Origin of the sequence: Sphingomonas cannabina, from assembly GCF_021391395.1 — a bacterium.
Lineage (GTDB): Bacteria > Pseudomonadota > Alphaproteobacteria > Sphingomonadales > Sphingomonadaceae > Sphingomonas > Sphingomonas cannabina.
Window position 1 is genome coordinate 1550883 of sequence record NZ_CP090059.1, and the last position, 25079, is coordinate 1575961.

Annotated in this window: 26 protein-coding genes; 15 read left to right on the plus strand and 11 right to left on the minus strand. The window is 69.7% G+C overall.

Features of this window, described 5'->3' with window-relative positions; translation table 11 throughout:
- Positions 1-59 precede the first annotated feature (59 nt).
- Positions 60-464 (minus strand): winged helix-turn-helix domain-containing protein, encoded by a 405-nt coding sequence (locus tag LZK98_RS07450; protein WP_233785765.1) that lies wholly within the window; start codon positions 462-464, stop codon positions 60-62.
- Positions 465-626: 162 nt separating this feature from the next.
- Between LZK98_RS07450 and LZK98_RS07455 the strand changes: the two genes are divergently transcribed.
- The 3 genes from LZK98_RS07455 to LZK98_RS07465 are packed head-to-tail and all read left to right on the plus strand — an operon-like array spanning position 627 to position 2877.
- Positions 627-1724 carry a sensor histidine kinase gene (locus tag LZK98_RS07455; protein ID WP_233785766.1) on the plus strand — a complete coding sequence of 366 codons (1098 nt, stop codon included), beginning with the start codon at positions 627-629 and terminating at the stop codon, positions 1722-1724.
- A complete protein-coding gene (locus LZK98_RS07460) occupies positions 1721-2506 on the plus strand; it encodes a LytR/AlgR family response regulator transcription factor (protein WP_233785767.1) in 786 nt (261 codons plus the stop codon). The genes LZK98_RS07455 and LZK98_RS07460 overlap by 4 nt, the downstream gene beginning before the upstream one ends.
- Before the next feature lie 5 nt (positions 2507-2511).
- A complete protein-coding gene (locus tag LZK98_RS07465; protein WP_233785768.1) occupies positions 2512-2877 on the plus strand; it encodes a hypothetical protein in 366 nt (121 codons plus the stop codon).
- Positions 2878-3052: 175 nt separating this feature from the next.
- Here the strand turns inward: LZK98_RS07465 and LZK98_RS07470 are convergent, their stop codons facing one another.
- Positions 3053-5536, minus strand: a complete 2484-nt coding sequence (locus LZK98_RS07470) for a PhoX family protein (protein ID WP_233785769.1) — start codon at positions 5534-5536, stop codon at positions 3053-3055.
- A 181-nt stretch (positions 5537-5717) separates the two neighbouring features.
- Here LZK98_RS07470 and LZK98_RS07475 point away from each other — a divergent pair, with 181 nt between their 5' ends.
- From LZK98_RS07475 to LZK98_RS07485, 3 genes are read left to right on the plus strand one after another with little or no spacing between them, the layout of a single operon-like run.
- Positions 5718-6242, plus strand: a complete 525-nt coding sequence (locus LZK98_RS07475; protein ID WP_233785770.1) for a hypothetical protein — start codon at positions 5718-5720, stop codon at positions 6240-6242.
- A complete protein-coding gene (locus tag LZK98_RS07480) occupies positions 6239-6697 on the plus strand; it encodes a hypothetical protein (protein WP_233785771.1) in 459 nt (152 codons plus the stop codon). The genes LZK98_RS07475 and LZK98_RS07480 overlap by 4 nt, the downstream gene beginning before the upstream one ends.
- Before the next feature lie 44 nt (positions 6698-6741).
- Positions 6742-7119 (plus strand): hypothetical protein, encoded by a 378-nt coding sequence (locus tag LZK98_RS07485; protein ID WP_233785772.1) that lies wholly within the window; start codon positions 6742-6744, stop codon positions 7117-7119.
- Here the strand turns inward: LZK98_RS07485 and gspD are convergent.
- The 5 genes from gspD to gspG form a co-directional block, all read right to left on the minus strand.
- Positions 7113-9167: a type II secretion system secretin GspD gene (gene gspD, locus LZK98_RS07490; RefSeq protein ID WP_233785773.1), complete on the minus strand. Its 2055-nt coding sequence runs from the start codon at positions 9165-9167 to the stop codon at positions 7113-7115. The genes LZK98_RS07485 and gspD overlap by 7 nt on opposite strands.
- Positions 9168-9181: 14 nt before the next feature.
- Positions 9182-9973 carry a type II secretion system protein N gene (locus LZK98_RS07495; protein ID WP_233785774.1) on the minus strand — a complete coding sequence of 264 codons (792 nt, stop codon included), beginning with the start codon at positions 9971-9973 and terminating at the stop codon, positions 9182-9184.
- Positions 9970-10350, minus strand: a complete 381-nt coding sequence (gene gspI, locus LZK98_RS07500) for a type II secretion system minor pseudopilin GspI (protein WP_233785775.1) — start codon at positions 10348-10350, stop codon at positions 9970-9972. The genes LZK98_RS07495 and gspI overlap by 4 nt, the downstream gene beginning before the upstream one ends.
- Entirely contained in the window at positions 10347-10778 is a 432-nt protein-coding gene (locus LZK98_RS07505) for a prepilin-type N-terminal cleavage/methylation domain-containing protein (protein ID WP_233785776.1), read from the minus strand. Before LZK98_RS07505 ends, gspI begins: the two co-directional genes overlap by 4 nt.
- Before the next feature lie 161 nt (positions 10779-10939).
- Positions 10940-11440 (minus strand): type II secretion system major pseudopilin GspG, encoded by a 501-nt coding sequence (gene gspG / locus LZK98_RS07510; RefSeq protein WP_264757869.1) that lies wholly within the window; start codon positions 11438-11440, stop codon positions 10940-10942.
- Between the two features lie 10 nt (positions 11441-11450).
- On the opposite strand from gspG, the gene gspL reads away from it, so the two are divergent.
- The 6 genes from gspL (at position 11451) to LZK98_RS07540 (ending at position 19284) form a co-directional block, all read left to right on the plus strand.
- Positions 11451-12602 carry a type II secretion system protein GspL gene (gene gspL, locus LZK98_RS07515; RefSeq protein WP_233785777.1) on the plus strand — a complete coding sequence of 384 codons (1152 nt, stop codon included), beginning with the start codon at positions 11451-11453 and terminating at the stop codon, positions 12600-12602.
- Complete coding sequence (locus LZK98_RS07520; RefSeq protein WP_233785778.1) at positions 12599-13090, plus strand: type II secretion system protein M; 492 nt, start codon at positions 12599-12601, stop codon at positions 13088-13090. Before gspL ends, LZK98_RS07520 begins: the two co-directional genes overlap by 4 nt.
- The gene (gene gspE / locus LZK98_RS07525) at positions 13087-14565 is read left to right on the plus strand and encodes a type II secretion system ATPase GspE (protein WP_233785779.1); all 1479 of its coding nucleotides are present in this window, start codon (positions 13087-13089) and stop codon (positions 14563-14565) included. The genes LZK98_RS07520 and gspE overlap by 4 nt, the downstream gene beginning before the upstream one ends.
- A gap of 152 nt (positions 14566-14717) precedes the next feature.
- Complete coding sequence (locus LZK98_RS07530; protein WP_233785780.1) at positions 14718-15941, plus strand: type II secretion system F family protein; 1224 nt, start codon at positions 14718-14720, stop codon at positions 15939-15941.
- Positions 15942-16121: 180 nt separating this feature from the next.
- Positions 16122-18383 (plus strand): EAL domain-containing protein, encoded by a 2262-nt coding sequence (locus LZK98_RS07535; protein WP_233785781.1) that lies wholly within the window; start codon positions 16122-16124, stop codon positions 18381-18383.
- 367 nt (positions 18384-18750) lie between these two features.
- Positions 18751-19284 carry a superoxide dismutase family protein gene (locus LZK98_RS07540; RefSeq protein WP_406694012.1) on the plus strand — a complete coding sequence of 178 codons (534 nt, stop codon included), beginning with the start codon at positions 18751-18753 and terminating at the stop codon, positions 19282-19284.
- On the opposite strand, the gene thpR is transcribed toward LZK98_RS07540, so the two are convergent.
- Positions 19281-19817 carry an RNA 2',3'-cyclic phosphodiesterase gene (gene thpR, locus LZK98_RS07545; RefSeq protein WP_233785783.1) on the minus strand — a complete coding sequence of 179 codons (537 nt, stop codon included), beginning with the start codon at positions 19815-19817 and terminating at the stop codon, positions 19281-19283. The two genes, LZK98_RS07540 and thpR, sit on opposite strands and share 4 nt — an antisense overlap.
- A gap of 120 nt (positions 19818-19937) precedes the next feature.
- On the opposite strand from thpR, the gene LZK98_RS07550 reads away from it, so the two are divergent.
- Together LZK98_RS07550 and LZK98_RS07555 are read left to right on the plus strand one after the other, a co-directional pair.
- Positions 19938-20666, plus strand: a complete 729-nt coding sequence (locus LZK98_RS07550; protein WP_233785784.1) for a Bax inhibitor-1/YccA family protein — start codon at positions 19938-19940, stop codon at positions 20664-20666.
- Positions 20667-20795: 129 nt separating this feature from the next.
- Positions 20796-21074, plus strand: coding sequence for a hypothetical protein (locus LZK98_RS07555; protein ID WP_233785785.1), 279 nt, complete (start codon positions 20796-20798; stop codon positions 21072-21074).
- A gap of 181 nt (positions 21075-21255) precedes the next feature.
- Here LZK98_RS07555 and LZK98_RS07560 read toward each other — a convergent pair whose 3' ends face one another.
- The 3 genes from LZK98_RS07560 to LZK98_RS07570 all read right to left on the minus strand — a co-directional run bounded on the left by LZK98_RS07560 (position 21256) and on the right by LZK98_RS07570 (position 24001).
- A complete protein-coding gene (locus tag LZK98_RS07560) occupies positions 21256-21885 on the minus strand; it encodes a DUF4893 domain-containing protein (protein WP_233785786.1) in 630 nt (209 codons plus the stop codon).
- A gap of 43 nt (positions 21886-21928) precedes the next feature.
- Complete coding sequence (locus LZK98_RS07565; RefSeq protein WP_233785787.1) at positions 21929-22714, minus strand: 3-hydroxybutyrate dehydrogenase; 786 nt, start codon at positions 22712-22714, stop codon at positions 21929-21931.
- Between the two features lie 135 nt (positions 22715-22849).
- Complete coding sequence (locus tag LZK98_RS07570; RefSeq protein ID WP_233785788.1) at positions 22850-24001, minus strand: patatin-like phospholipase family protein; 1152 nt, start codon at positions 23999-24001, stop codon at positions 22850-22852.
- Positions 24002-24137: 136 nt separating this feature from the next.
- On the opposite strand from LZK98_RS07570, the gene ypfJ reads away from it, so the two are divergent.
- A complete protein-coding gene (gene ypfJ, locus LZK98_RS07575) occupies positions 24138-25046 on the plus strand; it encodes a KPN_02809 family neutral zinc metallopeptidase (protein WP_233785789.1) in 909 nt (302 codons plus the stop codon).
- The last annotated feature ends 33 nt before the right edge of the window (positions 25047-25079 follow it).

Below are 25079 nucleotides of genomic sequence, written 5' to 3' on the forward strand. Positions count from 1 at the left end.
CAAAGCGCCAAGCTGCGGTATCCCTCTCCCCTATCAAGGGGAGAGGGCAAAGGGCTAATTTAGGCCGGCAGCGGATCGCCTTCGCGCACGCCGATCCAGAAGGCGGTCGACCCTTCCGCATCCGCTTCGGCGCGGAAGCGGATGCCCCAGCCGCGCAGCGTCTCGATCGGATCGCATGCGCCTACGCCCTCGAACTTGCGGCGGATGCGGTGGATCAGCACGTCGCGGGAGTCGGAGCTGCAGCCATGCTCGGCGAGCAGCATATGGACGTCGTCCCAGCGCATCCGGCTGCGGCGGATCAGCGCGCCGAGCAGCGTCGCCTCGATCGGCGACAAGGGCACGCGCTCGGCATTCCAGTGGATCTCGACCGGATCGACCGACATCGTCACGGCTCCACGCTTGACGAGCGGCCTCCGCTCGCCGGCGGAGAGCAGGAAGCTGTCGGAGTGGGACGCGATGAACATGGCGCCACGCTATGGCGCTGTGCCGGCAGCAGGCAGCCGAATGTTGCCAATGCCGGCCGCATTGCGACGAAGGGCCTGCCGCGCCACGAACCGCACGGCTCGTCCCACCAACGGCACGGCTCGCGCTTGGCAGCGGTGCGGCGTGCGTAATAGCACTCCTCCATGAACGCCGCCGTGCAACCGGCGTCGCAGCTGCAATTCTCCGAGCAGCTCACGCGGCGCATCACCACCGCCACCATCCTGCTGTTCTGGGCGGCGCAGTTCGGCGTGATGACCGCCGGCCGCCTGATGACCGGCGCCGACGACGACGCCAGCTTCCTGCCGCCGCGCGCTATCGTCACCGTGATCGGCATCGCGCTGTCGTTCGGGATTGCGGATTTCCACCGCCGCACGCGCGGCGCCGCGCTGTCGCGCCGGCTGGTGCTGGCGGTGGTGGCGGCGCTGGTGTGCTCGGTGCTGCATGCGGTCGCCAACTTCCTGATCTTCCACCTGTTCATGCCGATCCGCAATTGGCAGGACGCGAGCGTCGCCAGCTATGCGCTGGCGGTGCTGCAATGGTTCTGGGCCTATTCGGCGCTGTCGGGCCTCTTGCTGTCGGTGGTCTATTCGGCGGAGATGCGCGAATATGAGCGGCGCGCGGCGATGCTCGAGCGCGAGGCGCATACCGCGCACCTCAGGGCGCTGCGCTACCAGCTCAATCCGCATTTCATGTTCAACACGCTGAACTCGATCGCCTCGCTGATCTCGACCAGCGCGGTCGAGCCGGCGGAGCGGATGGTCGAGAATCTGTCGGACTTCCTCCGCGCCGGCCTCGCGATCGATCCCAACGAGGACATCCCGCTCGCGCGCGAGATCGAGCTCCAGTCGCTCTACCTCGCGATCGAGGCGGAGCGCTTCCCCGACCGGCTCAAGGTGGCGATCGACGTCCCGCCCGAGGCGCGCAAGGCGCTGGTGCCGAGCCTCATCATCCAGCCGATCGTCGAGAATGCGGTGCGTCATGCGGTGGCGGCCTCGACGACGCCGGTGACGCTCCACATCCAGGCCCGGGTCGAGGGCGGGCGCGTCGATATCCGCGTGCACGACACCGGCGGCAACGGCGCCGCCGCCCGGACGAAATCGGAAGGGACCGGCGTCGGTCTGCGCAACGTCGCCGAGCGTCTCGCCGCCCGCTACGGCGAGGACTGCGCCTTCGCCGCCGGCCCGGAACCCGACGGCGGCTTCGCGGTCCGCTTCTCGATTCCGCTAGAGCGCCGTCCATGATCCGGCTGCTGCTCTGCGACGACGAGCCGCTCGCGATCGAACGGCTGCGCGATCTCGCCGCGCGCATTCCCGATGTCGAGGTGGTGGGGACCGCCAGCAATGGCCGCGCCGCGCTCGACGCCATCGCCGCGCTCGCGCCCGATGTCGCGATGCTCGACGTCGAAATGCCGGCGCTCGACGGCTTCGACGTGGTCGAGGCGCTGGCGCTCGCCGGCGGACCGTCGCCGCTGATCGTGTTCGTCACCGCCTATCCGCAGTTCGCCGCCCATGCCTTCGACAGCGGCGCGATCGATTTCCTGACCAAGCCGGTACGACTCGCCCGGCTCGAGACCGCGATCGAGCGGGTGCGGCGCGCGATCGAGGACCGCAGCGCCGCCGCGCGCCTCGCCGACCTCGCCCGTCAGCTCGAGGTGCTCAGGGCCGAGCGGCAGAGCGAGAGCGGCGAGCGCGGCTATCTCTGGGTCCAGCGTCGCGGCGAGAGCGTACGGATCGCTCTCGGTGAGGTCGATCGCGTCCAGGCCGAGGGCGAATATGTCCGTCTCTACCACGGCGCCGTATCCTACCTGCATCGCGAGCCGATCAGCAGCCTGATCGAGCGTTTCGATCCGGCGCGGTTTCTGCGCATCCACCGCTCGCATATCATCAACCGCGACCGGGTAGCGTCGATCCGGCGACGGCCGGCGGGGGGCTATACGATCGTCACCGTCGACGGCGAGCAGCTGCCGGTCGGGCGCAACTATCGCGCGGTGGTGCGCGACCTGGTCGGGCGCGGCGAGGGATGAGGCGCTTGCCGTCCGCGCCCGACGGCGCGACAATGCCGCCGATGCGACGCCTGAGTCTCCTGCCCGTCTTGCTGCTCGCCGGCTGCGGCGGCGGCACGCCCAGCCAGCCGGCCGCCGAGCCTACGGCCGAGCCGCCGAGCGCCTTCCAGAACCAGGTCGCGGCCTTGCCGGAGGGCCAGCGCAAGGGCGTGTTCATCCGTGCGATCCGCGATGCCGGCTTCGACTGCCAGGGCGTGGTCGAAGCGCACCGCCAGGGCGAAGGGTTGAGCGGTCAGCCGCTCTACGTCGCGCAGTGCAGCGACAAGAAATATTACGGCATCCTGCTCGGCCGCGACGGCACCGCCCAGGTGGTGACGCGGGGGGATCGCTGAGACTACCCCTCCGTCACCCCGGCGAAGGCCGGGGTCCACCAAGCGTCTAGTTCTGACGCCTAAACCTCTTGTCCGGCACATGCGGCACGGTGGGCCCCGGCCTTCGCCGGGGTGACGGGAATGCAAAAAGAGGGGCCGCCGAAGCAGCCCCTTTTCCCTTCAGCCGATCGGCCGGTCAGAGCCCGATGACCCCGCCGTCGGTGCGCTGGATCACGATCGTTGCCGAGCGCGGGCGCGAGTTGCTGGGATCGCTGCCGGTCGCCTGGTTGGCCGGCCAGTGGCTGGTGATGTTGGTCGTGTTGCCGTTCTCGCCGGGGTGCTGAATGTTGACGAACATCGTGCGGCCGTCGGGCGTGGTGTCGACGCCGGTGATCTCGGCCTCGAGCGGGCCGACCAGGAAGCGCTTGAGATTGGTGCCCGGCGCCTTGCCGACCTTGGTCGCGACGCTGACGGTGGTGCCGTCGGCGTTGGTGTTGACAATGGTCTTGTTGGCCGCGTCGCCGCCGTCGCCGACGATGCCCGGGATCGCCGCCAGCATCATGCAGTTGGTGACGTCCAGATAGGCGCTGTCGTCGGTCTGGATCCACAGCAGCGGCGTGGCCTGGCCGGCGACGTTGGAATTGCGCGAGAACCAGCAGCCGTCGGGGCTTGAGAAATCATTGTCGGAGGTGAGGCCCGAGACGTTGATGTTGGCCGGATCGAGGTCCTGCCCCGCACCGAACAGATAGATGTCCCAGGTGAAGGTCGTCGCCTCCGAGCTGTTGCTGGCCTCGCGCAGGCGGATGATGTGGCCGTTGCGGTTGCCGATCGAGGTGCTGGGCGGGTCCTTGTAGGCACGCGGGTTCGCGGCGTCGGCGTTGGCCGGGGTACGCGTCGAATTGTTGGTGAGGGTGAGATAGACCTCGCCGGTCGCCGGATTGACTGCGGTCCATTCCGGCCGGTCCATCTTGGTCGCCGCCAGCGCATCGCCGGCGAGCCGGGCGTGGGTCAGCACGTCGGCCTGGTCGGCGAACGGATAGGTGGTGTTGGCGCTGGTCAGCGGCGCGGTGCCGAAGGTCAGCGGCAGCCAGGTGCCGGTGCCGTCCGCCTTGAACTGCGCGACGTAGAGTGTGCCGCTGTCGAGATATTTGTCGCCCATCGCCAGCCGGTCGGCATTGGTCGCATCCGCCGCGACCCAGGCGGTCGCCGAGACGAACTTGTAGAGATATTCGTTCACCGCGTCGTCGCCCATGTAGAAGGCGGGCTTGACCCCGGCGACGAACGGCGAGGGCCAGCAGCCCTCGTGGTTCATGCGGCCGAGCGCGGTGCGCTTCCGCGGCGTCTTGCTCTTGTCGTAAGGATCGATCTCGACCACCCAGCCGAACTGGTTGGGCTCGTTGCGGAAATCCGTGGTCGCCGAGCCGCCGGTCGCCTGCGCGTCGAAGCGGCGATAGCTGGTGTTGCTACCGTCGGCGGGCGCCACGGTCGCCCAGCCGAAATTGCCGCTGCTGCTGGTGACGCCGTAACGGGTGAGCGCGGTCACTTCCTTGGCGGAGCGGCGCGGATTGTCGGCCGCGGCGGGGCGGCGGAAATAGCCGGCCCAATTCTCCTCGCAGGTGAGCAGCGTGCCCCACTGCGTATAGCCGTTGGCGCAGTTGTTGAGCGTGCCGCGGCCCTGGCTGCCGTCGGTCGAGAAGGCGGTCTGGATCAGGCTCGACCCCTTGACCGGCCCGTTGAACACCACCGGCGTATTGGGCGTGACGCGGCGGTTGTAGCTGCTCGCCTGGACATAGCCCCAGCCGGCGGAGCTCTTCGTCACCTCGACGACGCTGACGCCGTGCGCCTCGATCTCCTTGATCGCCTCGCTCTCCGGCCGCGCGCCGCCCGGGGAGGTCGGGCCGTTCACATGGAGATAGGCCTGGTTGATGTTCTCATGGTTCATCGCCAGCAGGCCGCGCGTCGAGCTCTGGTCGTCGCGCGATCCGTCGCTGGCGAGGCCGAACCAGTGCATCGCGTCATGATGGTCGCCGGCGCGGTTGGCGAAGCCCGTGTCGGTGCCGTCGTTCTTGTATGCCGCGGTGTCGGCGGTGATCGGGTCGCCGGTGCGGTAGAGCACGCCGACGGTATAGCCGGCCGGCACCGTCACCACGTCGTTCTTGTTCTTGGCCACCGCGGTAAAGCTGAGCTTCGCGGCGGAGACGCTGACGATCGCATCGGCGCTGGAGGTGTTGCCCGAATTGTCGGTCGCGGCGAAGCGGATCGCGACCGAGGTCGTCGACGATACCGCCGGCGCGACGAAGGTGGTGGAGGTGCCGGTGGTCGCGCTCAACGACACGACCGGGCCGCTGACCTGGGTGAAGGTAGTGGCGGTGACGGAGCCGTCGTCGGTGGCGGTGCCGGTGACGGTCACCAGCGTGCCGGCCGTCGCGGTCGCGGGCGAGGCCGTGGCGGAGACGGTGGGCGGGGGATTGCCCGTGCCGTTGTCGTCGTCATTGTTGTCGCACGCCGCCAGCGCGGTGCTGCCGAACACCGCCATCGCCATCGCACCGACGCCGCTGCGCAGCGTCTCGCGCCGCGAATAGCGCTGATCGATCAGGTCGTTGAGGCTGGGGCCGGTGCTGCGGTTGGTGTCGACGTCGCCGTCGTCATAGCCGATGTCGGTACGGATAATCTCGGTCATTGCATCCCCCGTGTGCTGCCCGGCCCCGGACTTGAGGCGGCGTCTGGTGTTTCGTCGATGACGAGAGTCCCTGACGGATCGGTGAAGCTGCGGTGACACTTTTGTGAAGGCGCGCCAAGGCTCTCGTCAAGGATTTGCGTCGGGCTGTTCGCGTTCGTCAGAGTCGCCTAGTGGCGATGTCATGGATTTGCCGCCGCCCGATCCCCTGCCGCCGACGCCGAGCCTTGTTGATCGCGTGCGCGAAAGGCTGATGCGGCCGCGACCCGCCATCGATCTGCGCGGCGGCTGGCGCTTGGGTGCGGCCTTGGCCGTGCTGCTCGCGGCAGGGCCGCTGGCGACCCTGCTCGGTGCCCGGCTGATGGAGGATCGTGCGCGGAGTGAAGCCGCCGCGCTCCGTCCCGCTGCCGCGCCGCGACTGGCGGTGGAGGCGGCGCGCAGTGCGGGTCAAGCGGAACTGGCGCCCTTGCTGACCCGCCCCGGAGTCGGCGCGACGCTGGAGGGAATCGCGCGGGCATTGCCGGCGGAGGCGACGCTGGTCCGAGCCGAGCGCGGCGGCGACGGCCGGTTGACGCTCGATATCGCCGCACCCGACCCGGACAAGCTGCGCTCGGCGCTGCGGCGCGACCCGTTGACCGGGCGGTTGCGCGATACCGGCCAGCGGCGCGGCGACGCGGCGATCGTCGTGACGTTCGAGGAAGGGGCATGAAGCTGCCGCCGCTCGTCTGGGGTGCGGCGCTGGGCCTGGCCGCCGCGATCCTGCTGGCGCCGTTCGGGTGCGCCGCGCTCGGCGACCTGGCGGCGGCGCGGGCGGAGCGCGACCGGCTCGCGGCGTCGATGAAAAGAGTGGTTCCGCGATCGGTGGTCCAGGATGGCCTCGCGATGCCGGCGGCGGATCGCGATGCGGCCAACCGGCTGCTCGCGGCGCGTATCCGCCTGCTCGCCGGGCGCGGGGCGGTGTTGGTCGAGGATGCCGCGCCTGTCGCCGACGCGGCCGGGCTGGCGCGGATCAGGGTGCGGCTGTCGGGCTCCGAGGACGCGGTGATCGCGCTGGCCGACACGATCGAGCGCACGCCGCCGCTCGCCCGCTTCGCCCGCTGGCGGATCGAGGCGAGCGGGAGCGCCGTCCGCCTCCAGGGCGAGTTGGTTGCGCCATGGCGTTGAGCCGATTCGAGACAGTCGTGCTGGCTTTGGCAGCGGGAATCGCGATGGCGATGCCGCTCTGGCTGCTTCAGCCGGACCGCACCGTGGCACCCGCCGGGCCGGCGGCGCCCCTTGCCGCGCCGCCCGTGCCGCCGCCGCTGACCGCCGTCTTCTCCCGATCGCTCTTCGGCGCCACGTCACCCGAGGCGGAGGCGCCGCTGCCGCCGGACGCGCCGCAGCTCGTCGGCATCGTCGGCCGGATCGGCAGCGATGCGGTGGCGATGGTGCGGTCGGGCGACGGCACTGGCCGCACGCTGCGGCCGGGCGAGAGCGTCGACGGCTGGACGCTCGAATCGCTCGCGATCGACGCCGCCTTCTTCACCCGCGGCGGCCAGCGCCTGCGCGTACCGCTGCCGGCCGGCGATGAGGCCGCGCCTCAGTAGATCCCGTTGACCTCCAGTGTCAGCCGCGGCCCCGGCGGGTTGAGCAGCAGGCTGCGCTTGTCGCGCACGGTGGCCTCATGGCCGCGCAGCTTGGCATAGCGCTCGTCGGTCGCCGCCTTCGCCGCCGCGCCGTCGCGCAGGATGGTCGGCTTCAGGAAGATGAACAAAGTGCGCTTGACCTGCCCTTCGCGCCGCGACTTGAACAGCTCGCCGAGCACCGGGATGTCGCCGAGCAGCGGCACCTGGCTCTTGGTCTGGGACCGGTCGTCGGAGATGAGACCGCCAAGCACGATCGTCTGGCCGTCGTCGGCGAGCACGGTGGTGTTGATCGCGCGCTTCTGGGTGATGATGTCGGCGGCGGTCGACAGCTGCGTCGACGAGATCGCCGAGGCTTCCTGGCTGATCTCCAGCCGGATGGTGTCGCCGGCGTTGATCCGCGGCAGCACGCGCAGGGTGATGCCGACGTCCTTGCGCTCGATGGTGTTGAAGGGATCGGCGTTGCCGTTGTTGGTGATGATCGATCCGGTGAGGAAGGGCACTTCCTGCGCCACCACGATCTCGCCGACCTTGTTGTCGAGCGTGGTGATCTGCGGCGTCGACAACAGGTTCGACTTGGTCGAGGTGCCGAGCGCACGTACCAGGATCGAGAAGTCGTCGCCGATCGTGATATTCCCGCTCAAGCCCTCGCCGAGCAGATTTGCCGCAGGCACGCCAAGCGCGCCGAGTATTCTCGCCAGTGAGGGTCCAGGCGACTCGAACGAGGTGCCGACACCCTCGACCTGGCTGAGCGCTGCGGCGGAGGTACCGATCTGCACGGCCAGCTGCTCGGCATCGTCGCCGATGATCTCGGCGATCGCGGCCTCGATCAGCACCTGCGGGCGGCGGACGTCGAGGTCGGGGATCAGCCGCTCGATGTTGCCGACCGCGCTCGGCGTGCCGCGCACCACTATGGCATTGATGTCCGGCGCCGGCTGGACGGTGATGTCGGGGGTCGAGAAGCCCTGCGGCGTCGCTTCCTGCTGGTTCTGGCCGACGGTGGAGATGCTGCCCGTCGTGCCACCCTGGCCGGCCGCGCCCGCCAGCGCGCCGGCGGCATTGGCCTGGTTCGACGCGTTCTGCGCGATCAGGTTGCCGAGCTGTGCGGTCGGGCTCGCGCCGCCCGGCGAGCGGCGCTGGGAAAGGCTGCGCGCGACCGGATTGGTGACCGCGCCCTGCTCGCCCAGGATGCCGCGCAGCACGTCGGTCACCGATTCGGCGTCGGCATAGTTGAGGCGGAACACGCGCGTCACCGGCGTCGCGCCGCCCGGCGCGTCGAGCGCCTGCGCCATCCGCCGTGCTTCGGCGACCGCGGCAGGCGTGCCGCGCACGACGATGCTGTTGCTGCGCACGTCGCCCGCGACGCGCGTGCCTTCGCCCATCACGGCCTGCAGCGACTGGGCGATGTCGGCGGCGTTGCCGTTCTTGAGGACGATGGTGGTGAAGGTCGATCCCCCGCCGCCGTCGAGCGAGCGCGCCAGCGCCTCGATGCGGCGGACGTTGTCGGCATAGTCGGTGACGACGATCGCATTGGGCTGGGTGAGCGGCTCGACCGAGCCGAAGGTGGCGACCAGCGGCCGCACGATCCGCGCCGCATCGGCCGAGGGGACGTTGGACAGGCGGATCATCCGCGTCACCAGCTCCTGCCCGCCCGCCCCGCGGCCGGGCACGCCGCCGTCGCGCACGGCGTTGGCCGCCGGCACGATCCGCCACGCGCGGCCGGAGCGCACCGCCGCGAAGCCGTTGGCGCGCAGCACCGACTGGAACAGGTCCCATACGCCGGCCTGGCTCAGCGGCTCGGCGGAGGTGACGGTGACGACGCCCTTGACCGCGGGATCCAGGATCAGCGTGCGGCCGGTCAGCCGGCTGATCTGATCGGCGACGTCGGCGATCTCGACGCCGCGCATGTTGACGACGATGTCGTTGGGCGCGCCCTGCGGCTCGGTCTGCGCATTCAGCGCGGAACTCGCCAATATCAGCGCGAGCATGGAAAGGCGGATCGGATGGGCCACGGCGGGAATGCTTCCTATCGGATGGGGACGGTGAGCGTCAGCCGCTTGCCGTCGCGAAGGACCTGGATCTGGGCGGTGCCGTCCTGCTGCGCCTTCATCAAGGCGTCGCGGGCGGCGTCGGGGCTGCCGAGCGACGCGCCGTTGAGCGACTGGACGACGTCGCCCGACTGGAGCCCGGGCGGGGCCCCGTCGCCGACCTGATAGCCGCCCGAGACCGGCCGCGCGCCGAACTGCTGCATCAGCGTTGCGGCGGACGGGACGGCCGGAGGGGGCGGCGGCGCGGAGGGCCCGGGTGCCGCGGCAGGGGCCGGCGCGCCCGTCGGGCTCGCGGCGGGCGCCGGAGCCGGCTGGGCGAAGGGATCGGGGAAGGCGAGCGATTCGAGCCGGCCGTTGTTGCGCAGCAGGACGCGCTTGGGCTCGATCGCCTCGATGACCGCGCCGGCAATGGTCTCGCCGACGCGATAGGTCTTGGTCTCGCTGCCTGCCGCGATGAAGGCGCTGGCGAGCTCGGCCGGCCGCGCGAACACCAGCCCCTTGAGCTCGATCTGGAGCGCAGTCGGCACCGCGCCGTCGCCGGGCGCGCCGCGCCCGAACGGTGCGAACGCGAGCGCCGGCGCCAGGTCTGGCGGCGGCGGGGCGGGGCGGGCGGTCACCGGCACGCTCACGGCACCGGTCCCGGCATGGCCCGCGAGCCGCCAGGTCAGCCCCGCCAGCGCGAAGGCGACCGACACGATCACCAGCCCGGCCAGCACGTCGAGCGCGAGCTTGATGCGATAGGGGGTGAGCTGGAAGCGGCCCTGCGTCATGAGCGCCGTCCCTCCCGCGGCCCCAGGTCGAGGAAGCCGTCGAGCACCGCGGCGGGGGTCTTCTCCCCGGCGGCAGACACCTGCACCCGCACCTTGGCGATCTCGGGGTCGTCGGTGGCGGTGCGCGTCACGCCGACCTGCCAGTCCTGTCCCAGCATCGCCACCTGATCGCCGCCGGTCGCGCCGAGCGTCAGCTCCGCCATCCGGTTCTCCGCCACCCACATCGCGGCGGCGCGGCGCTCCATCGCGCGGGTCGAATCGATATGCTGCTCGACCGCGCCGATCAGCCCGACCGTGGCGATCGCCAGCACCACGAGCGCGACCAGCGCCTCGATCAGCGAGAAGCCTTCGCTGCCGGTCCCCCCCGCGGCTGTCATGGCGTCGACGCCGGCATGGCGACGGCGGTGAGGCCGTCGTAGCGGACGATCCAGCGCTGCCGCCCGCTGGTGACGGTGGCGACCAGCGGCTTGGCGGCGCCGTCGAGGCCCAACACCAGCGGGGGGCGCTCCGACAGCGTCATGGTGATGCCGCCGGGCATCCGGTGCGGATCGATCTCGGGCCGGCCGCCGGGGATGGTGCCGTCGGCATTGACCCGGGCGAAGCCGTAGCCGCCCTTGTCGGCGGTGAGCGCGATCATGCGGTCCCCCAGCATCGCATCGTCCGCCGCCGCCTGCAGCCTCAGCGCGAACCGCCGCGCCTCGCTCTCGACCGAAGGCGCACGGGTGGCGGCGCCGACGCTCAGCGACACCGCGCCGGCGGCGATGCCGATGATGACGAGGACGATCAGCACCTCAACCAGGGTCATCCCTAATTCCTCCCCGAGCTTGTCTCGGGGAGGGGGACCAGCCGAAGGCTGGTGGAGGGGACGACGGCGAAGCCGGCGCTGCGCGCCCCCCCTCCACCACCGGCTTCGCCGGCGGTCCCCCTCCCCGAGCGAGCTCGGGGAGGAACTAGGGTGCGCGATCCTCACTTCTTCCCCACGATGTCCGCGTCGAGCCCTTCGCCGCCGGGCTTGCCGTCCTTGCCGAGCGACATCAGCCGGAACCCGCCGGGGGCAGGGGACTCATAGACATAGGGATGCCCCCACGGATCGACCGGCACCTCGGGCAGATAGCCCTCGGGCGACCAGGCCTGCGGGAGCGGCGGCATGGCCGGCTTCTCCGCCAGCGCCTTCAATCCCTGCGCGGTGGTCGGGTAATCCCCGTTGTCGAGCCGGTACATCTTGAGCGCGGCGCCGATAGTGCGCAGGTCGGTGGTCGCGGTGGTGACGCGGGCCTGGTCGGGCCGGTTGATGACGTTGGGGACGATCAGCGCGGCGATCAGCGCGATGATCACCAGCACCACGATCATCTCGACCAGGGTCACGCCCGCCTCGCCCCCGCCTTCTCCGGCGCGGGACACACGAACCTTGCGGGCGGCGGCAAGCGCTGCCACGGTGTCACGAAACTGTCGGAAAACAATGCGCATTCGCGGTCCCATGGCCCTCGCCCGTGACACATCCATTACAGCGGAAGCGTGGGAAAACGCCAGCGCCCGCGCGCGCTCGTCCAATGGGGGTAGTGGCCCCGCCGGAGTCTGGACGCTCGACGGCGACGCGCTGACCGCCGCCGACGAGGACGGACCCGCCACCGTGCTGGTCCCCACCGAGGCGGTGCGGCTGGTCGCGGTCGACCTGCCGGTCGCCGGACGCGCCAAACGGCTGGCGGCGCTGCCCTTCGCGATCGAGGACATGATCGCCGAGCCGATCGAGAGCGTGCATCTGGCGCTGGGCGCGGAAATCGCGCCGAAGCGGTTCCTCGTCGGGGTGGTGCGGCATGACCGCATGGCCGAATGGATCGCGCGACTCGAGGATGCCCGGCTCGACCATGCCGCGCTGGTGCCCGACGCGCTCGCCTTGCCGAGGCCCGGCGAGGGCGAATGGGCGGTCGAGCTCGGCACCACCCGCGCTCTCGTGCGTGCCGGCGACGGAACGGGCTTCGCCGTCCCCGCGCCGATGCTGCGCACAGCCTGGGAGGCAGCCGGCCGCCCGCGCGCGATCGCCTATGGCGCGCCGTTGCCGGAGGACATGGCGGCCGGCACCGGCGCCATCGCCGCCGAGCCGCTCGCGCGCCGAGTGCTCAACCCCGCGCTCGACCTCAGACAGGGTCTCTATGCCCGCCGTCGCAGCGCCGTGCCCGGCTTCGGCCGGCGCCTGGCGATGATCGCCGGGCTGGGGCTGCTCGCGCACACCGGCATCGCCGCCGCCGACACGCTGATGCTCCAGCGCATCGCCGACCGCCGCGCCGACGACCTCAAGACGCTGGTCGCCACCATGGCGCCGGGCGCGAACCTTGCGGGCGAGGACCTCGCCGGCACGATCGCCGACATGCTGCCGCCCGCCGGAGCGGGGGCAGGGGGCGCAGACCCCTTCCTGCCGGTCGCGGCGCGGATCTCGACCGCGCTTGCACCGCTCGGCGGCACCGTTCCGGTCAAGGCGATGACCCTCGCCGACGGCATCTTCACCATGGCGATCGACTCGACCGATCCCGCGCTCGCCGCCCGCATCAACGCCGCGCTGCGCGAAGGCGGCGTGGAGGCGAAGGTCGCGACGGCGGCCGACGGCATCCGCATCACCGCGGAGGCGGCATGACCGTGCTCCGCCTCACCGACTCGCCGATCGTCGTGCGCCTGACCGCCTGGTGGGCCGGTCTCACCCGGCGCGAGAAGGTCATGGTCGGCGGGCTCGGCATCATCCTGGCGGCGCTGGTCCTCATCTTCGGCGTGGTGAAGCCGCTCCAGGCTGCCCGTGCCCAGGCACTTGCCGACATCCGCACCTACGACACGCTCAAGGCACGCGTCCGCGCCGCCGGCACGCTCGGCACCGCTCCCGGCCCGGCACCGCGCACCGGCGCTCCCGCGGAGGTCGTCACTGCCTCGGCGAACAGCTTCAACCTGACCGCGCAGACCGAACCCACCCCCGGCGGCGTGCGTGCGACGATCGCCGAAGGGGGCTATGATGCGGTGATGAACTGGCTTGCCGACATCGCCCGCACCAGCAGCCTCTCGGTCACGCGTGTCGATATCCGCAAACGCCCGGCACCCGGCATGGTCAGCGCGACGGTGGAGTTCCGCGGATGACCGACACGCTCGTCGCCGCGCCGCCGCGGCTGCCCTACGGCTTCGCACGCCGCAGCGGCGTGCTGCTCCAGGCCGATCCCGGCGGCGTGGTGTGCCTCCACCGCCCCGACGCCTCGCTCGACGCGATCCTGGAGGTGCAGCGCATCGCCCCCTGGACCAGCTTCGTCCCGGTGACCGAGGAGGCATTCGCCGCCGAGCTGTCGCGCACCTACGGCGAAGGCGCCGCGCAGGCCGCCGAGTTCGAGATGGACGCGACCGACCTCGCCGCGCTCGCCGACTCGGCCGCGGCGGTCGACGATCTCCTCGACACCCGTGATGATTCGCCCGTCATCCGCCTGATCAACGCGCTGCTGCTCGAGGCGATCAAGGAAGGCGCCTCCGACGTCCATGTCGAGACCACCGAGAAAAGGCTGGTGGTCCGCTTCCGCATCGACGGCGTGCTGCGCGACATCGTCGAGCCGCAGCGCGCGCTGGCGCCGCTGCTGGTCAGCCGCATCAAGGTGATGGCCAAGCTCGACATCGCCGAGAAGCGCGTGCCGCAGGACGGCCGCGTGACCCTGCGCATCGGCGGCCACGACGTCGACGCGCGCGTCTCGACCATCCCGACCCAGCATGGCGAGCGGGTGGTGATGCGCCTGCTCGAGAAGGGCTCGCTCAAGCTCGACCTCGGCGGCCTTGGCATGAGCGAGCGCGACCAGGAGGTGTTCACGCGCCTGCTCGACCGGCCGCACGGCATCCTGCTCGTCACCGGCCCGACCGGATCGGGCAAGACCACCACGCTCTACGCCGCGCTCACCCGCCTCAACGACCGCAAGCGCAACATCATGACGGTCGAGGACCCGATCGAATACGAGCTGCCCGGCATCGCCCAGACCCAGGTCAACCCGCGCACCGACATGACCTTCGCCCGCGGCCTGCGCGCGATCCTGCGCCAGGACCCCGACGTGATCATGGTCGGCGAGATCCGCGACCACGAGACCGCGGAGGTCGCGGTGCGATCGGCGATGACCGGCCATTTCGTGCTGTCGACGCTCCACACCAACAGCGCGATCGGGTCGGTCACGCGCCTGATCGACATGGGCGTCGAGCGCTATCTGCTCGCGCCGATGCTGGTCGGCCTCGCGGCGCAGCGGCTGGTGCGGCGGCTGTGCCCCGATTGCCGCTGGCAGGACGTCGCGACCGAGGCCGATTCGCGGCTGCTCGGCGGCGAGCTCAAGCCCGGCAAGCCGATCTGGCGCGCGGGCGGCTGCGACCATTGCCATGGCGAAGGCTATCGCGGCCGCGCCGGCATCTACGAGGTGGTGGCCATCGACGAGACGTTGCAGGCGATGATCCACGAGGGCGCGTCGGAGGCCAAGCTCGAGAAGGAAGCGCGCAAGAAGAACCCGTCGCTGCTCGACGACGGCGTCGCCAAGGTCCGCGCCGGCATCACGACGGTCGAAGAGGTCGCGCGCGTGACGCGCGAGGAGGGGTGAGTAGAGCCCGCAAGATCCTCCCCGGCACGGGGAGGAGGACCATGCGCAGCATGGTGGAGGGGGCTCTCCGCCAGCGACTCGCCAAGCGGCGAGCCCCCTCCACCACCGCCTTCGGCGGCGGTCCCCCTCCCCGTGCCGGGGAGGATCTTTAAATGCCCGCCTACGCCTACAAAGCGGCCGACAAGGCAGGCACCACCCGCAAGGGCATCGTCGAGGCTTCGTCTCCCGTCGCCGCCCGCGCGCTGCTGCGCGAGCAGGCGCTGCTGCCCCTATCGGTCGAGCCCGCGTCCGATCGCCGCGCGAGCTTCGGCGAGTTCCGCCTGCCGCGGCTGCGCAAGGGCGTCACCTCGCGCCAGCTCGCGACGCTCACCCGCCAGATCGCGACGCTGGTCGGCTCCGACATCCCGGTCGAGGAGGCGCTGCGCCTCGTCGCCACTCAATCGGATTCGGGTGCGGTCAGCTCGCTGCTGCTCGACGTGCGCGGCGCCATCCTCGACGGGCGCAGCTTCGCTTCGGCGCTCGGCAACCATCCGAAGGCCTTCCCCGAATTCTACCGCGCCTCGGTCGCGGCCGGCGAGAGCTCGGGTCGGCTGGCGCATGTCCTCAACCACCTCGCCAATTTCGTCGAGACGCGCCAGGCCAACGGCCAGAAGCTCCAGCTCGCGCTGCTCTATCCGGCGCTGCTGGCGGTCGTATCGGTCGGCGTGATCGTGATGCTGATGATCTACGTCGTGCCGGACATCGTGCGCGTGTTCGTCTCGCGCGGCGCCGACCTGCCGTTCCTGACCCGAGCGCTGATCGCGATCAGCGCCTTCCTTCAGCATTACGGATTGTGGCTCGGCCTCGCGATCGTGGCGGGAAGCCTCGTGTTCGGCCGCTGGGCGAGCGTGCCCGCCAACCGCCTGAGACTCGATCGTTTCTTCGTCGAGCACCGCCCGTTCCGCCGCTTCGTCCGCCAGCACAACGCCGCCCGCTTCGCCGGCAGCCTGGCGACGCTGGTCGACAGCGCGGTGCCGCTGGTCGAGGCGCTCCAGGCCGCCGCGGCGGTCACCCCCAACCGTTGGATCCGCGAGCGCGCCTTCAACGTCGCGACGCGCGTGCGCGAAGGGCTCAGCCTGCGCGCGGCGATGGCCGAGGCCAATGTCTTTCCGACGATGCTGACCGCGCTGGTCGCGAGCGGCGAGAGCTCGGGCAAGCTCGCCCCCGCGCTCGGCCGCGCGTCATCGGAGCTGGAGCGCGAGCTCGATGCGCTGGTCGCGACCTTGGTCGCGCTGGTCGAGCCGATGGTGCTGCTGCTGATGGGCGGCATGGTGCTGCTGATGGTGCTTGCGATCCTGCTGCCGATCATCAACCTCAACAATCTGGTGACGTTGTAGGCATCGCCGGCTCCAGTGTGGCGATGCGTTGATTTCCCACATTCTTTGGCCGGCGGCCAAGCTTTGTTAACCAAGGCGCGTTAGCCCGGCAGGGTGATCTCTGGCCGTTTCTTGCCGCTTGCGCAGCCGCGGGGCCATCCGACCGCCTCCGCGAACGCAGGGGTGCGCCCGACCAGCCGCGTGAAGATTCTGCTGTGGGCGTTCGGGGTAGCGTTCGTCACGGGCTTGCTGGGTCTGGGGCTGCCGATTGAAGATTATTACCGGATGGCGCGCAATGCCATGCGGGCCCACCCGCCGTCCGGTGACATTGTGGTCATCGGAATCGACGACCGCAGCCTTGAGCAGGTGGGAAGCTGGCCGTGGCCCAGGACCCGGCATGCCGAACTGGTGGATCGCCTGAAAGCAGCGGGCGTGAAGCGGATATTCTTCGATATTTTCTTCAACTCCCCCGCGCATCGCGGCGAGGATCGGGCCTTTGTCGATGCGATGAAGCGCGCCGGCAATGTCTATCTTGCCGGGTATAGCGCCACGGCCCGTGTCGGCGGCTTCAGTGAGAAGCTGCCGATCCCCCCGCTTCGTGCGGTCAGCCGGCTGGTGAGCGTCAACGTCCGCTATAGCGGCACGATGTCCGTCCGGACGCTGCCGTACGCAAGCAACATTCGCGGAGTCACGACATCCTCGCTTGCGGCCACGCTGGCGAACGTCGCCGGCCCCGCCGACATTCAATTCCCGATCGACTACGCCATCGACATCGAGCGGTTGCCGACCGTCAATGCAGCCGAGGTTCTGGCCGGCCCGCCAGGTTTGGCCGAGCGGCTTCGCGGCAAGGATGTCGTCATCGCCGCCGCGTCCCAGGAGATGGGCGACGTCTATTATGTCCCCGGCCAGGGGCAGGTGAACGGCGGCTTCATCAATGTTCTTGGCGGCGAGACGCTCAAGGAGGGACGCCCGATCGACCTGGGCTGGTTGCCGGCGCTCGGCATCGGCCTCCTCCTGGCGGCAATCAACCTGTTGGCCCGACGGCGTTGGGTCGGCCGTCTCGCGCTCGCAGCTGCCGCGCTGGGCGTTACGATCGTGCCGTGCATCGCCGAAATGAACCTGATCTTCTTTCAGGTGATCCCCGCCGCACTGCTCGTCGGGATCGTCGTGGTGAGCCATGCCTGGGCGAAATTCCGCCAGTCGTACAAGGTTCGCGGGAACATCAACGCCTTGTCGGGCTTGCCCAACCTCAATGCCCTGCGCGGCGAGAATGTGCCCAGCGATGCCGTGCTGGTCGCCGCGCGCGTACGGAACTTCGCCGAGATCAGTTCGGCGCTTCCGCCTGAAAGCGAGCGCGCGCTGATCAACCAGATCGTCTCCCGGCTGGCGCTCGGCGCGCGCGGTGCTCGCATCTATCAGGGGGACGAGGGCATTTTCGTCTGGACCTCCAATGCCGAGATCGCCGGTGCGGATCAGCTGGAGGCGCTCCATGCCCTGTTCCGAAGCCCGGCGCTGATCGATGGTCGTGCGGTTGACCTCGCCGTCACCTTCGGCGTCGATGCCGGTAGCAACCGCAGTCTGGCGAACCGGATCGCCGCAACCTTGGTCGCCGCCGATGAGGCGGCCGCCGAAGGGCTGCGCTGGAAGGCTTATGATCCCGCGAAGCTGGCCGATGCCGAGTGGAAGCTATCGCTGCTCGGACGGCTCGACGCCGCGATCGACAGCGGCGAAATCTGGGTCGCCTACCAGCCGCAGCTCGACCTTGCGTCGGGACGCATCGTCGGCGCGGAGGCGCTGGTGCGCTGGTCGCATCCGGAGAAGGGAGAGGTCAGCCCTCAGGAGTTTGTGCTCGCGGCCGAGCAGCATCATCGTATCGACAAGCTTACCGAGTTCGTCCTGTCCGATGCGATCAAGACGGCAGCCTCCTTTGCGGCGCGCAATGTGGAGCTCGACGTCGCAGTCAATATCTCCGCTCGGTTGCTCGAGAAGCCGGGCCTGGTCTCGCTTGTCCGCAGGTTGCTTGCCGAAGCGCGCCTCGCTCCCGAGCGTTTGACGCTCGAAGTCACGGAATCGGCGGCGATGACGAGCGGCCGGGCCTCGATTCGCACGCTGGAGGAAATCGGCTCGCTCGGCATCAACGTATCGATCGACGATTACGGCACCGGCTTCTCGACGCTCGAATATTTCAAGCGGATTCCCGCGACCGAAGTGAAGATCGACCGCAGTTTCATCGCGTCGCTCGATCGTAACGCCAGCGACCGCGTCATGGTGCGGTCGACGATAGAGCTAGCGCATTCATTGGGTAGGAGCGTCGTCGCAGAAGGCGTTGAAAGTCGCGAAGTTCTTACCGAGTTGACGAAGCTCGGCTGCGATCGTGCGCAAGGCTATCTCATCGGACGGCCGATGAAGCTGATGGGGCTGACTAAGCTGCTATTGGAGGATCACAAGTCGAGCGCCGCCTGATGTCCCGAATTAAGATTCTGAAAATGGTAAATATATTGTAAACGAGCCGTCGCTTTGATAAAGCGCTCCCTGCGTGCCGTCCCGTGGCGGCACAGGTGGAATCTTCAGGGAGCTGAGCAATGAAGAAGATGCAGCGCCCGGCGCGCGGCCTTTGGGACTGGCTTTCGACCGGTCACTGGGATGGCGGCGACGGCGCGGGTGGCGTGAACGGCTAAGCCGCACGCAATCCGTTCAAAAGGACAGAAGCCCCGGCTCCGGTCGGGGCTTTTTTCTTGCCTGGCGTCCCGTCCCGGCACAGAAGCCGGCATCCGGCCGGAACCTCTATCCTGCCGGACCATTTCCGTGGTGGAACAAGGGAGAGATGGCGATGACCAGGATTCTGGCGGCGGCCGCGCTGCTGATCGCGGCGGGTTGCGCGAACCAGGGAACCACCTCCGCGGCAGAGGCCGCGGCACCTGCGGCCGGCTCCGCGGTCGCGGACCTCGCCGATGCGAAGGGCACGCGGGTGGGACGTGCGGTCGGCACCGAGCACGGCGGCATGATCCATCTCAGCGTCGAGGCGCGCTCGCTGCCGCCCGGCGTGCACGGCATCCACGTCCACACCGTCGGCCGTTGCGATGCGCCCGACTTCACCACGGCGGGCTCGCACTGGAACCCGGCCGGCAAGCAGCATGGCACCGAGAATCCGCAGGGCCCCCATGCCGGCGACATGCCGAACCTCACCATCGGGGCGGACGGGCGCGGCAGCCTTACCTTCATGCTGCCGTCGGGCACGCTCGACGGGATGCTCGATGCCGACGGCGCGGCGCTGGTGATCCATGCCGCGGCGGACGACCTCAAGACCGACCCGTCTGGCAACAGCGGCGCGCGGCTTGCCTGCGGAGTGTTCCGGCGCGGCTAACCCGCGAGCGGATAGCGCGCGACCGGTTCGTAGGTCGCCCGGCTGCGGCCGAGATGGCTTTCGAACAGCAGGAAATGGTCGAGCGTGAAGGGCGGGCCGGCGAGGCCCGCCTGGTCCGCGAGGAAGCGCTCGACCGCCTCGCGCGGGACGTTCAGCCGCGCCAGCGTGACGTGCGGCAGATAGGCGCGGCGCTCGGGCTCGCAGCCGGCGCGGACCAGCGCCGCATCGATCTTGTGATGGAGCGCGGTGATCGCCTCGGTCGGACGGATGCCGGCCCACAAGGTGTTGACCCGCCCCCGGCTGTCGAACGCGCCGACGCCGGCGACGGCCAGGTCCAGCGGCGGCGCATGGATCGTGTCCAGCGCCGCGGCCATGTCCTCCGCCTGCGGCCGGTCGACCTCGCCGACGAAGCGCAGCGTGACGTGGAGCTGGCCGTCGTCCTGCCAACGCGCGCCGGGGATGCCGCCCATCACCGCGAGCAGCCTGTCGCGCACCGCCTGAGGGGGCCTCAATCCGACGAAGAGCCTGTGCATGATTTCTGTGTCTAAATGTTGCTGACGGACGAAGCGATCCCGGTTTCGCTTGAAAGCGGACGGCCCAAGGGCGATATTCAGCGCATCCGGCATATTGCCGGGCAAAGGAGCTGTTTGAAAATGGCAAACTGGTCTGACCCCCGGATGGGCGCCGCGAATTTCGCGCCGGCCGCCGCGCGCGCGGGCGCGTATGACGAGGGGCTCCGGTCCTACATGCTGTCGGTTTACAACCGCATGGCCTCGGGCGTGCTGCTGACGGGCATCGTCGCGCTGGTCTTCGCCTATTCGGGCGCGGCCGCCACGGTGATGACGACCCCGCTCGCCTGGGTGATCATGCTGGCGCCGCTCGGCTTCGTGATGGCGCTGAGCTTCGGTGCGAACCGCATGGCGACGAGCACGATGAGCCTGTTGTTCTGGGCCTTCGCGGTGGTGATGGGCCTGTCGCTGTCGACGGTGTTCCTGGCCTATACCAACACCTCGATCGCGGGCGCCTTCTTCGCGACCGCGGCAGCGTTCGCCGGCCTCAGCCTCTACGGCTACACGACCAAGCGCGATCTGGCGCCGTTCGGGACCTTCCTGATCATGGGCCTGGTCGGCCTGATCGTGGCGAGCCTGGTGAACCTGTTCCTGCAGTCGGGTCCGATGGGGCTGGTGATCAGCGTGATCGGCGTGCTGCTGTTCGCGGGCCTCACCGCCTATGACACGCAGAAGATCAAGAGCCTCTACTTCGAGGTGCAGGGCACCGAGATCGCCGGCAAGACCGCGATCCTGGGCGCGCTGAGCCTCTACCTCGACTTCATCAACATGTTCCTGTTCATCCTCCGCCTCTTCGGCAGCAGCCGCAACTGACGGAAGCGGGAACGGAACCACCTTCGCCCGGCGGGGAGACTCGCCGGGCCTTTTCATTTCCGCGGCCGGCTGCCGGAACGGGGTGCCGCCACCATTCGTTACTCTCCTGAAACGCCCAGGAGAGAGGCCATGAACGACGTGAAGGACAAGCACGACAAGAAGACGTCGGCCGCGCCCGACGCCGCCAAGGCGCCGGGGCAGAAGCAAGATGCCGGCCATGACGAGTCGATCCAGGAGCGGCTCCAGCGCCGTCCCGACAGCCGCGAGGCACGGCTCGACCGCGCGCTCGACGAGTCGATGGACGCGAGCGATCCGCCCGCCTCGACCCAGCCGATCCACAGCCACGAACCGCCGAAGTCATCGGGCTACAGCGAGGAGGAGGAGAAGGCGCGGCAGGAAGACGCCTGACGGTCAGGCTATCAAGCAGTCGCCCACTGTCCCTCTCCCTTTGGGAGAGGGAAGGAGCTGCGAAGCGGCGGGAGGGTGAGGGTGACTACGGCTGGTGTGGTCACCCTCACCCTCCCACCCGGCTACGCCGGGCGGGCCCCTCCCTCTCCCAAAGGGAGAGGGGTGATGGAAGCATCGACAGCTAAGCCGCAGGCGCCAGCTCGATCACATCGAGCAGCGATTCGTATGCGGGATAGGGCAAGGCGATCCGCCAGCGGCGCTCGCCGACGCGCTCGACTACCCCCGCCATGTCGCGCGCGTCATCGCGGCCGTACTGGACCGGCACCATCTCGTCGCCGAACGTCAGCGTGCCGAGGAAGATCGCCCGCGCATTGCTCTCGCGGTAGATGCGCCCGATCGGACGCTGCGGACCGTCGTCCTTGCGAAAGCCGAGGACGTCGCCGTCGGCCTCGATCCGGCATCGCGACCAGGGATAGGCAGTGAACTCCGCCGCGGCGGACCCTTCCTTGGCGCCGAGCTTGAAGGTGCGGCACCGATAGTCGCCGGCGGGCGGCATCGCTCCGGTGAGCGCCAGGTCGGGCTCGAACAGCGCCCCGCCGGCGGTGATCTCCGCGCCCTTGCCGGCGCCGCGGGCCTTGTCGAGCGCCTCGATCCACGCGTCGCGCCAGCGCCGAAGCCGGTCGCGATCAGGATCGGTGGCGACCGCGCGCCAGTTCGCATGGACCGGCTCGGCGGTGGTGCAGACCTTCTCCGCCTTGCCCGCACAGGCGGCGAGCAGCGAACAGGCGAGCAGGGCGGGGAGGCTGCGCATCGGCTGCGACTGTGCCCGTCCGCGGCGCCGCTGCCAAGCGCCTCTATTCCGCGGTCCACCCACCGTCGACGGTCAGGTTGGCGCCGGTGATCTGCGCCGCCTCGTCGCGGCACAGGAACAGCGCGAGCGCGGCGACCTGATCGGGCTGGACGAACTCCTTGGTCGGCTGCGCCTCCAGCAGCACGTCGTTGATCACCTGCTCGCGCGTCAGCCCGCGCGTCTTCATCGTGTCGGGGATCTGGTTCTCGACCAGCGGGGTCCAGACATAGCCCGGCGAGATCGCGTTGACGGTGATGCCGAACGTCGCCGTCTCCAGCGCCACCGTCTTGGTGAGGCCGGCGATGCCGTGCTTGGCGGCGACATAGGCCGACTTGTTGGGGCTGGCGACCAGGCTGTGCGCCGAGGCGGTCGAGATGATGCGGCCCCACTTCTTCTCCTTCATGTGCGGCACCGCGGCGCGCATCACGTGGAAGGCGGAGCTGAGGTTGATCGCGATGATCGAGTCCCATTTGTCGATCGGGAACTCCTCGATCGGGGAGACGTGCTGGATGCCGGCGTTGATCACGACGATGTCAGGGCCGCCGAGCTCGTCGTGGCAGCGCTGGACCATCGCCGCGATCTGGTCCGGCTTGGTCATGTCGGCGGCGTCGTAGAGCGCGCCGGCGCCGCTCGCCTCGGCGAGCTTGGCCCGCTCCGCCTCGATCGCCGCCGCGTCGCCGAAGCCGTTGATCACCACCGCCGCGCCCGCGCCCGCGAACGCCTTGGCATAGGCGAGGCCGATGCCCGAGGTGGAACCGGTGACGAGAGCGGTCTTGCCCTTGAGGAACATAGCTGACTCCTAGTTCAAATCCGTTCGTCCCGAGCGAAGTCGAGGGACCTTGCCGGACGAGGCAAGGCGGCCTCGCTCGGCTCGGTGCCGTGTCTCGACTTCGCTCGACACGAACGGTGGGGGAAGAAACACGGCCTACCGCCGCGTGAGGTCGAACGCGGCGGTCTTGCCGTCGAGGATGTTGCTGGCGACGAGCTGCGCGTTGGCGATGGTCTCGTCCACCGCGGCGCGGCCGGCGGTCCAATGCTCGCGCATCGTCCGCGCCGAGAACTCGAAGTCGCGCGCGCCGCCTTCCCAGGCATTGGCGCGGTAGATCAGGTGGACGATGTTGACCGGCCATTCGTCGGCCTCGTCGGCCAGCCTGCGCACCTCCGGCATCTCGCACAGCTCGGGCGGCAGCTTGGCGAGCATCCTGCGGATCGCCTCGCGTTCCCGGCGCAGCCTCAGCCGTTCGTCGGAGATGGCGCGCGTGCGGCTGGAGAAGCGGATCTCCTTCTCGCGCGCCGCGACGTCCAGGATCGTGCGCGGCATCTCCGCCGTGGCGGAGAACAGGTCGACCTGGAACACCAAGGTGTCGCAGCTCTGATGGTCCAGCACATGCGTCAGCGGCGTGTTGGAGACGAGCCCGCCGTCCCAATACCAGCGCCCGTCGATCTCGACCGGCGGCAGCCCCGGCGGCAACGCGCCGGATGCCATGATGTGGCGCGCGTCGATGCGGTCGGTGGTGGTGTCGAAATAACGGAAGTTGCCGCTCTCGACGTCGACCGCACCGACCGACAGCCGCACCGGCCCTTTGTTGAGCAGATCCCAGTCGACCAGTGCGTCGAGCGTCTTTGCGAGAGGCGCCGAATCATAGAAGCTGAGCGCTTCGGGAGTGCCGGGCGTCGCGAACGTCGGCGGGACGGGGCGCGGCGTGAAGAAGCCCGGCACGCCCATCAGCATCACCGCGCCCGCCGACCATTCGTGGACGAACTCGCGGACCTGGTCCTGCGGATAGATGGGAAAGCTCGGCAGCGCCGAGGTGGCCGTGTCCCAGAAGGCCTGGAGCCGTTCGATCCGCCGCTCGGGCGGATTGCCGGCGACGATCGCGGCGTTGACCGCACCGATCGAGATGCCGGCAACCCAGTCGACCTCGACGTCGGCCTCGCCCAGCGCCTCGATTACGCCGGCCTGGTAGCTGCCGAGCGCGCCGCCGCCCTGCAGCACCAGCGCCACGCATTCCGGCAGCGGCAGCGCCGCCGCCCGCGAGCGGGTAGGGCGTTTCGCCTGGGGCTCGGCATCGGCCATCGCCGCTCTCATGCCGCAGTGCAGCGAGTCGGGGCAAATGAAATCCGGTTCACGTTGGCCGGGCAGCGGGAAGCGATTGCAACTGCGGCGATCCCGGCGCATTCATGGCCGGACGGCAATCAGGGGAGGCCGGGCAATGCGGCTCGACGATCTCGATCCAAGCGAAAACGTCCGCGATCTCGGTTCCGGCGGCAGGGGCGGAGGCGGCGGCTTTCCGCTGCTCGGCCTGCTGCCCCTGCTGTTCAGCGGGCGGAGGATGGGCTGCGGCACGATCGGCCTGCTGGTCGTCGTCGGCCTCGTCTATGTGATGATGAGCGGCGGTGGCGGCGGCCTGCTCGGCGGCGGCGGAGGCTCGCTCGCGCCGACGCAGCAGGGCGCGTCGACCGCGGGCGGCACGGGCGCCAAGGTCTGCAACACCGCCGAGCGGCTGTTCTCCTGCCGCGTGCTCGCCAGCACCGAGCAGGTGTGGGGCAAGCTCTTCGCCGCGAGCGGACAGCGCTACCAGCCGCCGACGCTCAACTTCTATCAGGGAGGCACCCAGTCGGGCTGCGGCGCCGCCACCTCTGCGGCCGGGCCATTCTACTGCCCGCCTGATCACGGCGTCTTCCTCGACACCAGCTTCTTCGACGAGCTCCAGAACCGCTTCGGCGCCAAGGGCGACTTCGCCGAGGCCTATGTGATCGCGCACGAGGTCGGCCATCACATCCAGACGCTGACCGGCACCTCGCAGCGTGTGCAGCAGGCCCAGCAGCGCGCCGGCCGCGTGCAGGGCAACCAGCTCTCGGTGCGGCTCGAGCTGCAGGCGGATTGCTACGCCGGCGTCTGGGCCAAGCAGAGCGGCCGCCTGGAGCCCGGCGACGTCGAGGAGGGCATGACCGCCGCCCGCGCGATCGGCGACGACACGCTCCAGCGCCAGGCGCAGGGGACGGTGGTGCCCGACAGCTTCACCCACGGCAGCTCCGACGAGCGCATGCGCTGGCTCCGCCGCGGGCTGGAGACGGGCGACCCCGCGCAGTGCGACACGTTCAGCGGGTCGATCGACTAGGCGGTGAGCTGGTAACGGGGAACGGTCGAGGCT

Excerpts from the sequence above, each read along its gene's own strand:
- LZK98_RS07565 (WP_233785787.1), bottom strand. The coding sequence starts at position 22,714 with ATGTTCCTCAAGGGCAAGACCGCTCTCGTCACCGGTTCCACCTCGGGC.
- gspG (WP_264757869.1), bottom strand. The coding sequence starts at position 11,440 with ATGCGCATTGTTTTCCGACAGTTTCGTGACACCGTGGCAGCGCTTGCC.
- LZK98_RS07495 (WP_233785774.1), bottom strand. The coding sequence starts at position 9,973 with ATGACGCAGGGCCGCTTCCAGCTCACCCCCTATCGCATCAAGCTCGCG.
- LZK98_RS07520 (WP_233785778.1), top strand. The coding sequence starts at position 12,599 with ATGACCGTGCTCCGCCTCACCGACTCGCCGATCGTCGTGCGCCTGACC.
- LZK98_RS07480 (WP_233785771.1), top strand. The coding sequence starts at position 6,239 with ATGAAGCTGCCGCCGCTCGTCTGGGGTGCGGCGCTGGGCCTGGCCGCC.
- LZK98_RS07485 (WP_233785772.1), top strand. The coding sequence starts at position 6,742 with ATGGCGATGCCGCTCTGGCTGCTTCAGCCGGACCGCACCGTGGCACCC.
- LZK98_RS07570 (WP_233785788.1), bottom strand. The coding sequence starts at position 24,001 with ATGGCCGATGCCGAGCCCCAGGCGAAACGCCCTACCCGCTCGCGGGCG.
- LZK98_RS07540 (WP_406694012.1), top strand. The coding sequence starts at position 18,751 with ATGACCAGGATTCTGGCGGCGGCCGCGCTGCTGATCGCGGCGGGTTGC.
- LZK98_RS07475 (WP_233785770.1), top strand. The coding sequence starts at position 5,718 with ATGGATTTGCCGCCGCCCGATCCCCTGCCGCCGACGCCGAGCCTTGTT.
- gspE (WP_233785779.1), top strand. The coding sequence starts at position 13,087 with ATGACCGACACGCTCGTCGCCGCGCCGCCGCGGCTGCCCTACGGCTTC.
- LZK98_RS07470 (WP_233785769.1), bottom strand. The coding sequence starts at position 5,536 with ATGACCGAGATTATCCGTACCGACATCGGCTATGACGACGGCGACGTC.
- LZK98_RS07460 (WP_233785767.1), top strand. The coding sequence starts at position 1,721 with ATGATCCGGCTGCTGCTCTGCGACGACGAGCCGCTCGCGATCGAACGG.
- LZK98_RS07455 (WP_233785766.1), top strand. The coding sequence starts at position 627 with ATGAACGCCGCCGTGCAACCGGCGTCGCAGCTGCAATTCTCCGAGCAG.
- gspI (WP_233785775.1), bottom strand. The coding sequence starts at position 10,350 with ATGACAGCCGCGGGGGGGACCGGCAGCGAAGGCTTCTCGCTGATCGAG.
- LZK98_RS07530 (WP_233785780.1), top strand. The coding sequence starts at position 14,718 with ATGCCCGCCTACGCCTACAAAGCGGCCGACAAGGCAGGCACCACCCGC.
- thpR (WP_233785783.1), bottom strand. The coding sequence starts at position 19,817 with ATGCACAGGCTCTTCGTCGGATTGAGGCCCCCTCAGGCGGTGCGCGAC.
- ypfJ (WP_233785789.1), top strand. The coding sequence starts at position 24,138 with ATGCGGCTCGACGATCTCGATCCAAGCGAAAACGTCCGCGATCTCGGT.
- LZK98_RS07560 (WP_233785786.1), bottom strand. The coding sequence starts at position 21,885 with ATGCGCAGCCTCCCCGCCCTGCTCGCCTGTTCGCTGCTCGCCGCCTGT.
- gspL (WP_233785777.1), top strand. The coding sequence starts at position 11,451 with ATGGCCCTCGCCCGTGACACATCCATTACAGCGGAAGCGTGGGAAAAC.
- LZK98_RS07505 (WP_233785776.1), bottom strand. The coding sequence starts at position 10,778 with ATGACCCTGGTTGAGGTGCTGATCGTCCTCGTCATCATCGGCATCGCC.
- LZK98_RS07555 (WP_233785785.1), top strand. The coding sequence starts at position 20,796 with ATGAACGACGTGAAGGACAAGCACGACAAGAAGACGTCGGCCGCGCCC.
- LZK98_RS07550 (WP_233785784.1), top strand. The coding sequence starts at position 19,938 with ATGGCAAACTGGTCTGACCCCCGGATGGGCGCCGCGAATTTCGCGCCG.
- LZK98_RS07450 (WP_233785765.1), bottom strand. The coding sequence starts at position 464 with ATGTTCATCGCGTCCCACTCCGACAGCTTCCTGCTCTCCGCCGGCGAG.